Raw genomic sequence first — 9,833 nt, 5'->3', positions numbered from 1 at the left:
GACTTTCTCACGTTCACTTCGGTCGAATGCGAAGAAATTACCGGAGAAGCGATCATCTGCGTTTACGCGATGGTCGGAATTTCCCTTGCCGGTCTTTTTCTAATAGGAATTCTGATCTATTTCATTCTTAAAAGGAGAATCCGTCCTTTGGAAGAAAGTAAGAACGCCTTGGAAGCGATGGCGAAAGGAAATCTCACCAACGGACTCAAGGTCTTTTCGATGGATGAAATCGGAGAGATGGCAATTTCAATCAATTCGTTTAACAAAAATGTGAAAAAGGTTTTGAATAAGATCGCAAACTCATCCGAAAACCTTGCAAGTTCCTCCGACGAGATGTCGAAAGCCCATAACTCCATTTCAGATAACGCGCAAAATCAGGCTTCTTCTTCGGAAGAAATTTCCGCTTCGATCGAGGAGATCTCCGCCGGTATGGATGGTATGGATGCCCAGACAGAGGAGCAAGTCAATCTTCTGGATCAATTCGCTTTGGACATGAGTCAATTCTCGCATTCCATTCATGCAACTTTTAGAAATTTGGAAAAGACGATGTCCGAAGTGGAAAGGATCACGGGAAACGCGCAAAAGGGAGAAAAATCCTTAGAGCTAACCAATCATTCCATCGCTAAGATCAGCCGCAGCTCGGAAGATATTTCCGGCGTCATAGAAATCATTAGCAACATCTCGGAACAAATTCATCTTCTCTCATTGAACACGGCAATCGAAGCCGCCAGAGCCGGAAGCGCCGGAAGAGGTTTTGCGGTCGTCGCCGATGAAATTTCGAAACTAGCGGATAAAACGACGGACAGCATCAAAAATATCGAACATATCATTCAAAACAACGAAACGGAAATAGGAATCGGAATTCAAAACATCACCGATACCGTAAAAGTCATCTCCGGAATCATCCAGGGAATTTCCGAAATCAATCACCAAATGAAGGTGGTAAACCAGTTTATGGAAGATCAACTTTCCAAAAACGATCAGATGAATCTCACAGCGAAAGAAATCAAAGGCAGAGCGGACGCAATTCAAGCGGCTGTTCGCGAACAAAAAATTGCCATTGAAGAGATTTCGAGAAGGATCACTACCATCAACGAACTCAATCAATCTTCCGCGGCTTCCTCGGAAGAACTGAGTTCCAATTCTATCAACTTAGCAAAATTAGCCGAAGAACTTAAACACGAAGTAGAATTTTTTAAACTTTGATTTCGTAAGAAAACGAAAAACAGATACTTCTTTCTTCGCAATCTCTGACGGAAATTAGAATTGTGAATCGTTATCTTCCAAGAACGGCGGATTTTTCCATGTATCATAACTGATTCGGAAAATCGATTTTCTTCCGTTAGTAGAACGATCCCGCTTCTGTCTACGATTGTGATCTTAAATTCATTCCCTCTCTATTTTTCCGCTTTCCGAATCGTCATGCGGAGCTTTTACAAAAACCCTTGATTTTTCCCCCCTTTCTTTTACTCTGCGTTTATGGAATGGGAAAAAATACTCAGGGACTCCGTTAAAGACAATAAAATCAAAGAGTTGCATCTTAGAAAAGTCCCCACTCTCAAAACCTGTGACGATTGGAGTAAGGTTCGGGAGATAGGCCTTATTGATCACAAGACCAAATATGCACATTATAAAGGCGGATTAGTTAAGTATGGAGACGCCCTCTTTTTCGTAACAGACGAAAGGCTCCAAGCGATCGCACCCTACCGCAAATGGGAATTCAAAACCAAAATCAAAGTAGAAGAATGATTCTCCGAGTTCTAAAAGGCTCGCGTTATTTTGACTGTTCAATACATAAAAGAGTACCGTTAGTCTTAGCGCAGTTTAGAGGCAGAATCTTGGGAACTCCATTATAGAGAGATATCGAATACGATTCGCTTTTTCTTTAAAAACTACGAATCTTAGTTTCATTTCGTTTATTTTAGAGAAAATATTTCGATTCGGAGAATTTTTCAGAAAAAACGATTCAAACAAAATATCATCTTTTCCTTTCAAAAGAAAAATCTTATAAATCAAAAACAAATATAAAGAATTCGTTTCAGCGAGTCAGATTTACGATCAGATTCAGCTTTTCGGAAACCGTAATCACGTCTTGCACTCGGTTTTTATCGACCAAAACGGCCGTAGGACCGATTTCATCCAAAATGATCTTTTTTCCCTTAATCTGTCCGAGGAGTAATTCCATCGTATTCTGATCTTTCGTACGAACCAGAACACAATCCTCCGTGATATCGACTACCGGAAGATTTCCGCCCCAATCTTCCAATAAAAAGAGAAGATTTTGCGCAAGATCCGCCTTACTGGAGCTTTTTAAAAAATCGATGAACTCGATAGGTTTGTATCCGAGAAGTATTCCCAATTGAAACGCTTCTTTGGTCAGAACAAACGTATAAACACGATCGTAATCCTTAAGTTCGGTAAAAGCCTTAAGTAGATGAAGTCCGTAAATCGAAACCCGATCCGGAAACGCAATGATCGTAAAGTCCGGGTTGATCGTGATTCCGCCCTTCTCCGTCTTATGAGAAAGTTCTCCGGTTTGAAAGAAATATTCTCCCAATTTGGAAAGAGTAAGAAAACGGTTCGGGTATTCAACTTCCAAAAGCCCGAACAAATGCAGATAAAAAATGACACTCATGATTTCCTTGCGAAGTTCCGCAAGGTCGGACTGAAAGTTTTTCGTCCTAAACCCGGGAGAAAGAATCATATGTTCCCGAATGATATTGGAAAAAATCACCGATAAATGAATCCGTTTCGCCTTGATGATGAGACTCACACATTTGTCCAAAATCGGCTTATCGTAAAAAGGCATTTCCGTCGCGGTAAAAACTTCGGCAGGCATAACCCGTTTCATACGAGCCTCGTTTACCTCGTGGACTACGAGTTTCATGATTTCAAAGATATCTTTTCTGTTAAATTCTTCTACGTCTTCTTTGAGGACGATGTTTTCACCTTTGATGTCCACTAAATTCAAAAGTTTCAACACCGGTAATATGAGTTCCATTTGATAGATCTGACTCTTTTCCGGAAAAATTCCTATATCCGGATTGAGTAGTTCCTGCTCCGTCCTTTTGTGATCGGCTTGTTTTACCTTTCCGGATTTCGCGAGAACCAATCCCTTGCGACTGATGTAGGAAATTAATTTTTTCGTATTGAGAAAAAAATCAAGATCGTTCGTCGCGAGTTTTTCCGTCCTTTGTTTGGTTCCTTTTTTCACGGAAGGAAGAATCGGATGCGTCTGAATGTATTTTAAAATTTCATCGGGAATCACAAATACGCGGACAAATTTTTCGTCCACAAAACAAACATCCACTACAAGTCCCTTTGAAATCAAAGCGGGAATGATCTGCTCGTATTTTCCACGGCTGGTCACCACGTAACTACGGATGTCCTCCGCCTCCGAAACCCCGCCGCTCAGATAGATTCGAACAAGCGTATCTCTCTCCAAATCGGCAAGAGATTGGAGATTCAGATCGATTCCTTCCTCGGAAGAAGCAATCGAATAAAACTTCTTCATTCCGTCGAGTTGTTTCGGAGCCTTAACGGCAGCCTTCCATTCTTCGGAAATTTCGGTCGTTTTTTTACGATCGAGATACTTCTCCAAGGAGATCTTATATTTGTCCCCTTTGAGATTTTGTTCGAGAGGAACCAAATCCGCGATTTCCTCAAACGCATGATACTTATCTAAATTATTTGTGAGACGCTCGCGATTTTTTCTCTGATATACGAGTTGGTATTTTCGAAGAAGATTAAGTTCCATCTCCACGTTGATCGGAGGAATGTTCACTTTTCTCGAAATTTCCCCGAGAGTCAGCACGTTCTTGTTTTTAAGAATACTCGTATAGATGGTAACCTGAAGTTGAGTGAGTTTTTCAAGAACTCCTTTTAGATAAAAATCGTCCTGAAAGATTTCGTAAAGATACGCTACGTTCTTATTTTTTTCTTTATAGGGAAGTTTGGAAAGATTCCATAAAGTCGCGACCTTTTTCAGATCATTCTGTTCCAGTTTATCGAGTTCCTGAAATAATACTGAATCGCTACTCATAGGAGAAGATACACCGGACGGAGTATTTTATGTAGCCATAATCAGAATTTAAGTTCGTTCGTAAACAAAAAAGCAGTTTCGACCCGCAGGCATTCGCCGGTTTTTTCCGGCTCCTTTTCTGTAGTTGTCTTTTGAATCGAAGTCCCAAATCTTTGTGTTTATGGCCGGTTTTATTGATTCCCTGAAAACGGGTTTTGGCGGTGCCTCCCGAATCCTTAACAGCGGTTTTGTATTCTCCACCAAAACGCTTCTTCTCTTAAAAGACCTCGCATTAGGCGGAGACACCTTCCCAATTCGTCTTCGGGAAGCGTTTGAAGAGTTAGGCGCCACATACATCAAGTTAGGTCAATTTATCGCGTCCGCCCCCTCTCTTTTTCCCGAAGAATTTGTTACGGAAATGCAGAAGTGTTTGGACGGAATTCGGCCCGTTCCCTATGCCACCGTGGAAAAAATCATTCGAAAGGAATTAGGCGGAAAACTTACCGATCATTTTCGCAGCGTGGAACCGATTCCGATCGCTTCCGCCTCCATCGCTCAAGTGCACTCCGCAATTACTAAAGACGGATTAGACGTGGTGATCAAAGTACAAAGGCCGGATATAGAATCCACGTTATCCGCCGATTTAAATCTCATTTATCTTGCGTCCGTTCTCTTCGAAAGATTTGCGCCGGGACTGAGCAAATCGGGAATTTCCGATATGGTCGAACAGTTCCAAGCATCCATATTAGAAGAAATTGATTTTTATAAGGAGGCAAACAACATCGAAGAGTTCGAAAAAGAACTTCTTTTTATGGGAGAAACGAGGGCCAGAGTTCCCAAAGTTTACAGAGAATTATCCACAAAGAAAATCCTTACCATGGAACGCTTCTACGGGGCTCCGATTACGGATGAGAATTCGATCCGAAAGTTTTCCTCCGATCCGCAGAAGACTTTGACGGACGCACTGGAAATTTGGTTTTCCACTCTCGCAAGAAACGGTTTCTTCCATGCGGACGTACATGCAGGAAATTTAATGATTCTTCGGGACGGAACCGTGGGTTTTATCGACTTCGGTATCGTGGGAAGAATTTCTCCCCGAGTCTGGGACGGTCTGATGATTTTCCTGGAAGGCTTAAGCCTCAATCAATCCGAAAAGATTGCAAAAGGCCTGATCCAAATGGACTCTACCGCCAAAGGCGCGGATGAAAAAAAGCTCGCACAGGATTTGGAAGTCGTCTTTTCCAAGATGACCGAAATGGTGATGAAGGTCCAAATGGGGGATTTAGAATCCCTGGACGATAAGAAATTGAACACGATTCTTTTCGAGTTTCGCGAAATCTCCCTCAGGAACGGTTTGAAAATTCCAAAAGAATTCGGACTTCTTATCAAACAGATTCTTTATTTCGATCGATACGTAAAAACGATGGCGCCTGAGATCGACCTAATCCGAGACAGGGATAAATTCCTAATATGACTCATTTGTTAAGCGAATTGGAAAAGGGCCAGAAAGCCTCCATCGTCTCCTTGCTTCCTCAGCCCGGAAAAGAGGAACTATTTCAAAATATCTTGGATATCGGACTTCTTCCGGGAACAAAAGTGCTCGTTCTTGAAAAATACCTCTCTCAAAAAAAGATCGTACTCCGCGCGGGAGAAGTAGAAATCGCGATCCGAGAAGGAGAAGCTGAATTGATCCAGATAGGAGACATTTATGGACCACTCTAAAACGGCTCTCAATCCGAAAACGTCCCGGATGCTCATGGCCGGAAATCCAAATTGTGGCAAATCTACTTTATTCAATCGTCTGACAGGACTGAGACAAAAAACCGGAAACTATCACGGCGTCACTGTAGAAAAAGCGGAAGGTCTTTTAAGTCACGGAGAACAATCCTTAAAAGTTTTGGATCTTCCGGGAGCATTCAGCCTCGGCGGCAACTCCGAAGACAAACAAATTACGAGCAGAGTTCTGATCAATCACCAGGAAGGAGATAAAATTCTTTTCGTGATGGATGCCTCTCTTGCGGAAAGGAGTCTTCAGTTTTTACTTCAAATTTTGGAATTAAACGTTCCCGTCTTAGTCGCGGTTACGATGAAAGACGTTCTGGAAAAAAAAAGGATACGTTTGGAATTGGATTCTCTCTCAAGAGAATTCGGAATCTTATTTCAATACGTAAATCCCAAAAACGGAGACGGGGTCCAAGAACTCAAAGATCTGATCTTTTCCCCTAACTCGTTTCGACTTCCGATCCGATCCTTTTCATGGGACCCCGAAAGGGAAAAATTTTTAAACGGACTTTTGAAATCCTTTTCTTCCGAATATTCCGATTCCTTAAAGTTCGTTTTGATCAATTCTTTCAAAGAACTTTCCGGAGAGGTTGTGCAGAAAGGTCTTCCCGGTCTCTCTCTTTTTCCCCAAAACTCCAGGAAGTTCATTCGGGAAGAATTTGACCGTTTCGGAAAACGTTTCACCTATCTCGAAGAACTGACTCAAAAGTCCATCTATATCAAAAAAGTTTTAGGAAACGCGATCGTTGGCAATCCAATTCCCAGCGAAAGAATTCTTTCCAAAGCGGATAAAATCCTTCTCCATCCCTTTTGGGGAGTGGTTTCGTTTTTAGGAATCATGGCTTTGGTCTTTCAGACGCTTTTCACCTGGTCGGAAATCCCAATGAATTGGATCGAATTAACGGTTCAAAGTGTCGGAAGTTTTGTCGGAAGATTTTTAGACGAAGGCCCGCTTCGCTCTTTGATTCAAGAAGGAATCATCGGAGGAGTCGGAGCGGTTCTTGTGTTCATTCCTCAGATCAGTCTTTTGTTTTTGTTCATTGGAATTCTGGAAGAGACCGGTTATATTGCAAGAGCTTCTTTTGTGATGGATCGTTTTATGGGGAAGTTCGGCCTGTCGGGTAAATCGTTTATTCCATTATTGTCCTCCGCGGCTTGTGCGGTTCCCGCGATCATGGGAGCAAGAACGATCGAAAACAAATCGGATCGGATCACTACGATCCTTGTGGCTCCGCTGATCACTTGTTCCGCACGTTATCCGGTATATATCCTGGTCATCGGTGCGATCTTTCCCGCGGGTAACCTCTGGGGAATTTTCAATATCCAAGCTCTTACGATGCTTGGACTTTTTCTTTTGGGAATGATCTCATCCATGCTCGCCGCTCTCGTTTTCAAAAAGACGTTTTTCAAATCGGATTCCTCCTATTTTTTGATGGAACTTCCGGCTTACAACACTCCTTCGATCAAAAGCCTGGCGCTTACAGTATTCAAAAAGTTGAAAGCGTTTTTATCCACGGCGGGACAAATCATCCTGTTTATTTCGATCCTACTTTGGTTTTTGGCAAACTATCCTAGAGTCGATTCCTCCCTTTATCCGAATGCGGGCGATGCGGAACTGAAAAAAATTCAAATCAGAGAATCCTATGCAGGTTCCGCCGGAAAATTCATGGAACCGGTTCTAAAACCGATCGGGTTCGACTGGAAAATGGGAATCGGAATCATCACTTCTTTTGCCGCAAGAGAGATTATGGTTTCGACTCTTTCCATCATCTACGGAGTCGGAGGGGAAGAATCCGACGATGATCTGAAAGAGGCGATTCGCAAAGATAAGGACGAAGATGGGAAAACGGTATGGGGCCTTAAGAATTCGGTCAGCTTACTTTTGTTTTTCGCGTTCGCCTGCCAGTGTATGTCCACCATTGCCGTGGTCAAAAAGGAAACGAACTCCGTCTTCTGGCCCTCGTTTCTTTTTACGTATATGACAATTTTAGCATATTCGGCCTCTTTTTCCGTCTTTCAGATTTGGAGTCTATTTTCCTGATCATTGCCCCGAACTTCAAATGCTAAGAAGAATCCCTTCTAATCTCAAAATTTTTTCGGGCTTTACGGTCGGTTTTTTGTCCTTATTTTTCCTCTATCGACTCTGCTGGTGCATCGTATTCTCTTCCAAGTTTTCGGCCGCTTCCGTTTTTGAAATCATGTTTGCGTTTTTAGTCGGGATTCGTTTTGATATTTGTGTCTGCGCGATTCTTCTCGGGCCCCCTTGGATTCTGTCGGCCATATATCCACTGAATCGTTTTAAGGCCTACACACTCCTTTGGGGAATTCTTCCTATCTTTTTGTTCTTTTACGCGTCGGCGTTTCTAATCGGAGATACTCTTTATTTCGGCGAAACGAACAAACATCTCGGCTACGAAGGTTTTGTTTTTTTAGGTTCGGAGTTTTGGATCATCTTCAAATCGTTCTTTGCGGGGCATACGATTTTAGCAATCGTATCCTGCTCCGCGATCGGAATATTATTCCCTTTTACAATCTATAAATACATTCGAAAAAAAACATATACGTTTCACTTCGCGCAAAAAAGATCCGAACTTCTACAACTACTGATCCTTCCTCCGGTTCTATTCTTGCTCGTTCGCGGCGGAATTCAATCCAGACCTCTCAGACCTAGCGACGCCATGATCTCAGAGACTCATATCGTAAACCAACTTGTTTTAAACGGAATTTTTACTTCCATTATGGATATCAAGAATCAATCGATTCCTAACAACTTGAAATTGCCCTATCCCGACGCGATCGATTCCGTTAGAAAAGAAATCGAATATCCGGGAGCAAAATTCGTTTCCGAAGAATACCCTTTGCTCCGAGAAACCGAAGAAACAAACCCAGGTAAACCGCCTAACATCGTTTTGATTCTTTTGGAAAGCTGGACCGGAAAATACGCATATACGAACGGACAAATTCTTCCCGAGGGAAAACGGATCGCGCCTCACTTCGAAGACCTAATTCGAAAAGGAACCTACTTTTCTTCCTTTTTCGCAAGCGGAGGAAGGACCACAAATGGACTTTTATCCACGTTAACCGGAATTCCCGACGGTCCCGGTTTGACCGCAGTCAGAACGCCTCAAGTTTTGAGCCGCTTCGGAGGCTTGGGAACGGTTTTGAAATCGATCGGATACAACACCCTCTTCGTTCACGGAGGGGATGTAAACTTCGACAACATGCTTTTCCTGTTCGATCACTGGGGTTTTGATACGATTCTCGGCCAGGAATACTTCGATACACTTCAAAAATACAAACCCGGTCCTTGGGGCTACTACGACGGAGATTTGTTAAACGAATTACACGAAATTCTAATCAAACAAGAGTCTCCGTTTTTAGCGGTGACTTTGACCTTAACCACTCACTATCCCTATCGGGTTCCTTCTCGGGAAGACGAGGTGTTTTCTTCCGAACTTGAGGAAGCGGATTTTTTCAACGTATATCGCTACGCGGATAAATCGATCGATTCCTTTTTGGAAAAAGCGAAAAAGGCCCCCTACTTCAAAGATACCGTTTTTATCTTTGTGGGAGATCACACACACCACAGAAATCTGGATTATTTCGAAGACAGAAACGTTCCCTTTCTCATCTATTCTCCGGGAAGGATCCCCTCGCGAATCGATCCGAGAATTTCCTCTCAACTCGACGTCATTCCGACCATCCTTGGAATCGTAGGTAAAAAAGTTCAATTTTCGGCGATGGGAAGAAATCTCTTGGACAAACAAATTTCCGGCGGAGTCGCCTATTTTGCTTTCGGGAATCTTTTCGGTTGGATCGAAAACAACTGGATCTTTTACAGTTTTACGGACAAGGTTCGAAATTCCTCCTTCTCGATCGTTCCAAGAATCGGGGAAACGGAAGAATGTAAGAACGATCCGACAAAATGCGAAACATATCATCGGAAAGCGAAATCATTTTGGAACTTAAGTTATGAGTTAATGAACCGAAATCTTATATATCCCCCGAAGAATAAAAATACGAAGTAAAA

7 protein-coding genes (1 of these 7 cut by a window edge) are annotated in these 9,833 nt (G+C 42.5%); 6 read left to right on the top strand and 1 reads right to left on the bottom strand.

Translation table 11 applies throughout. The features are described from left to right. Together FHG67_RS09210 and FHG67_RS09205 are read left to right on the top strand one after the other, a co-directional pair. Positions 1-1,206, top strand: partial view of a methyl-accepting chemotaxis protein gene (locus FHG67_RS09210; protein ID WP_004501517.1) — the end only. Its footprint begins 1,329 nt before the window's first position; 1,206 of the gene's 2,535 nt are visible here — the last part of the coding sequence; its start codon lies off the left edge, out of view; it ends in the stop codon at positions 1,204-1,206. Between the two features lie 273 nt (positions 1,207-1,479). After that, positions 1,480-1,749 carry a hypothetical protein gene (locus FHG67_RS09205; protein ID WP_002626512.1) on the top strand — a complete coding sequence of 90 codons (270 nt, stop codon included), beginning with the start codon at positions 1,480-1,482 and terminating at the stop codon, positions 1,747-1,749. 289 nt (positions 1,750-2,038) lie between these two features. Here the strand turns inward: FHG67_RS09205 and FHG67_RS09195 are convergent, their stop codons facing one another. Beyond that, positions 2,039-4,042 (bottom strand): hypothetical protein, encoded by a 2,004-nt coding sequence (locus FHG67_RS09195; protein ID WP_002626425.1) that lies wholly within the window; start codon positions 4,040-4,042, stop codon positions 2,039-2,041. Between the two features lie 160 nt (positions 4,043-4,202). On the opposite strand from FHG67_RS09195, the gene FHG67_RS09190 reads away from it, so the two are divergent. The 4 genes from FHG67_RS09190 to FHG67_RS09175 are packed head-to-tail and all read left to right on the top strand — an operon-like array spanning position 4,203 to position 9,831. Continuing rightward, positions 4,203-5,495 (top strand): ABC1 kinase family protein, encoded by a 1,293-nt coding sequence (locus FHG67_RS09190; protein ID WP_004495877.1) that lies wholly within the window; start codon positions 4,203-4,205, stop codon positions 5,493-5,495. Further along, a complete protein-coding gene (locus FHG67_RS09185) occupies positions 5,492-5,743 on the top strand; it encodes a FeoA family protein (RefSeq protein WP_004499085.1) in 252 nt (83 codons plus the stop codon). The genes FHG67_RS09190 and FHG67_RS09185 overlap by 4 nt, the downstream gene beginning before the upstream one ends. Next, complete coding sequence (feoB, locus tag FHG67_RS09180) at positions 5,730-7,844, top strand: ferrous iron transport protein B (RefSeq protein ID WP_061216622.1); 2,115 nt, start codon at positions 5,730-5,732, stop codon at positions 7,842-7,844. The genes FHG67_RS09185 and feoB overlap by 14 nt, the downstream gene beginning before the upstream one ends. A gap of 19 nt (positions 7,845-7,863) precedes the next feature. Beyond that, on the top strand, positions 7,864-9,831 hold the full coding sequence (locus FHG67_RS09175) for an LTA synthase family protein (RefSeq protein ID WP_142499747.1): 1,968 nt from the start codon (positions 7,864-7,866) through the stop codon (positions 9,829-9,831). Positions 9,832-9,833: the final 2 nt, after the last annotated feature.

The organism is Leptospira weilii (assembly GCF_006874765.1).
Taxonomy (GTDB): domain Bacteria; phylum Spirochaetota; class Leptospiria; order Leptospirales; family Leptospiraceae; genus Leptospira; species Leptospira weilii.
The sequence above is the reverse complement of the archived record's forward strand: the minus strand, read 5'-3'. Positions and strand labels throughout refer to the sequence as shown.

Coding starts and splice junctions, on each gene's coding strand:
- FHG67_RS09205 (WP_002626512.1), top strand. CDS start 1,480: ATGGAATGGGAAAAAATACTCAGGGACTCCGTTAAAGACAATAAAATC.
- FHG67_RS09195 (WP_002626425.1), bottom strand. CDS start 4,042: ATGAGTAGCGATTCAGTATTATTTCAGGAACTCGATAAACTGGAACAG.
- FHG67_RS09190 (WP_004495877.1), top strand. CDS start 4,203: ATGGCCGGTTTTATTGATTCCCTGAAAACGGGTTTTGGCGGTGCCTCC.
- FHG67_RS09185 (WP_004499085.1), top strand. CDS start 5,492: ATGACTCATTTGTTAAGCGAATTGGAAAAGGGCCAGAAAGCCTCCATC.
- feoB (WP_061216622.1), top strand. CDS start 5,730: ATGGACCACTCTAAAACGGCTCTCAATCCGAAAACGTCCCGGATGCTC.
- FHG67_RS09175 (WP_142499747.1), top strand. CDS start 7,864: ATGCTAAGAAGAATCCCTTCTAATCTCAAAATTTTTTCGGGCTTTACG.